Here is a 1,807-nt window from a genome sequence, read left to right on the forward strand (position 1 = left end):
GGCCGACTTCTCGCGCAACTGCTTTCAGGTGTTGGTGGTTGCGGACAGGTGTGAGGCCCCCGACCCGCACGAGGTCCTGAACCGGTGTTCCGCTCCTCCTCACCTCACCGGGCCGCGGGACAAGCCCGGTCCGGGCTGTGCGGCGGAGCCGCTCAGCCCTGGTGAGGGATGCCCAGTGCTCGGACGAGCTGGGCCAGTTCCTCGCGGAAGAGCTTGTCCGGGCTGGCCATCTGAGTGTGGAGGTGGCCGTAGATCTCCAGTGACACCAGGCCGTGCAGGTGTCCCCAGATGCGCAGGGCGAGTGCGACAGCGGCGGGGGGCAGCTCCGGGAAGGCCTCGCGCACCTTGTCGCGGAGCCCGGGGTCGAAGTCGGGCCACTCGAACGTGCTGTCTCGGTAGAGGTGTTCGGTGTGGGGCCAGGCAGCCGCCGCGAGTGCGGCGAGTCCTGTGCACACCCGGCGCGCGGCGTCCGGGGCGGCGCCGCCCTCGGGGGCGTGGTAGCCGGGGACCGGGTCACCGTAGACGAGGCGGAAGCCCTCGGGGTTGGCGACGGCCCAGTTCCGGAAGGCGGTGGCCCATGCCTGGATCCGGCCCGCCGGGTCCTTGGCGGGGGCGGCCTCCCAGGCCGCGTCCACGGCGTCGGCCAGCGCGGTGTACACGTCGTTGATGAGCGTGGTGACCAGATCGTCGCGGGTGGCGAAGTAGCCGTAGATGGCGTTGGCGGTCATGCCCATCTCTCGGGCGATGGCCCGCAGCGTGATGGCGTCGGGGCCGCCTGAGGCCATCAGAGCCAATGCCACGCTCTTGATTTCGGCCGTCGTCTCGGCGCGCAGCCGCTCGCGTCGTCCTGTGGTCCCGGTAGCCGCCATGCGGACACTCTACAGTGTCACTAGATTGGTTGGCGTATCGAAACTTCACGCCGTATAGTTTTCGCCGCGGTGACCGACGGCCCGTCATGTCGCCGTATTCGCAGGCAGGTTGAGGGGAGAACCATGCACATCGGAGTCATCGGCGCCACTGGCGGCATCGGCAGCCGGGTCGTCACCGAGGCGCTTCAGCGCGGACACCTGGTCTCGGCCTTCGGTCGGGACACTTCACGGATCAAGGAGACCCGCGAGAACATCACCTGGGCCGACGTCGACGTCCTCGACGCGGCGAGCATCGCGGCCGTGCTGCCCGGCCTGGACGTGCTGATCAGCGGATTCCAGCCGGGCAACGCCGCCAAGGACTTCGCCGACACCGTCCGTCGCTCCATCGCCGACCCCACGGTCTACGCGACTGCCGCCCGCGCGCTGCTGACGGCACTGGAGAGCCACCCCAGGACGCGCCTGATCGTGATCGGCGGTGCCGGAAGCCTGGAGGTCGAACCGGGCGTGGTGCGCGCCGACCATGACGAGCTGATCCATGAGAGCCTCGACGCGCTCGGACTGCCCCGGGAGTACGCGGCCGCCGTGCGCGGCCACCGGGACGCCCTGACCGTCCTGCGAACCTCGAATCGGCTGTGGACCTACTTCAGCCCGGCCGAGGACATCGCTCCCGGCGAGCGTACCGGCCGTTTCCGGACCGGTGGTGACCAATCCGTCCTGGACGCGGACGGACGCAGTCGCATCTCGGTGGAGGACGCCGCGGTCGCCCTGGTCGACGAGGCGGAGCTGCCGCGCTTCGTCCAGCGCCGCTTCACGGTCGGGTACTGAAAGGTCGTAGTCGAGATCCACCCGGGAACCTCTCTCCTCGCCGTGCTCCGGCAAGCCGCTCCGCACCCGATCGGGTGAACGGCAAAAGGTGCCGGGCGATCCCTCCGTGGGAT

The 1,807-nt window shown here is 69.7% G+C and carries 2 protein-coding genes; one reads left to right on the forward strand and one right to left on the reverse strand.

Translation table 11 applies throughout. From position 1 onward, the window contains the following. Nucleotides 1-152 precede the first annotated feature (152 nt). Entirely contained in the window at nt 153-869 is a 717-nt protein-coding gene (locus tag ACFU7Z_RS39200) for a TetR/AcrR family transcriptional regulator (protein WP_380782940.1), read from the reverse strand. A 123-nt stretch (nt 870-992) separates the two neighbouring features. Here ACFU7Z_RS39200 and ACFU7Z_RS39205 point away from each other — a divergent pair, with 123 nt between their 5' ends. After that, nucleotides 993-1,694, forward strand: a complete 702-nt coding sequence (locus tag ACFU7Z_RS39205; RefSeq protein WP_375877139.1) for an NAD(P)-dependent oxidoreductase — start codon at nt 993-995, stop codon at nt 1,692-1,694. Nucleotides 1,695-1,807 lie beyond the last annotated feature (113 nt).

It is taken from the genome of Kitasatospora sp. NPDC057518, assembly GCF_042802075.1.
Taxonomy (GTDB): Bacteria; Actinomycetota; Actinomycetes; order Streptomycetales; family Streptomycetaceae; genus Kitasatospora.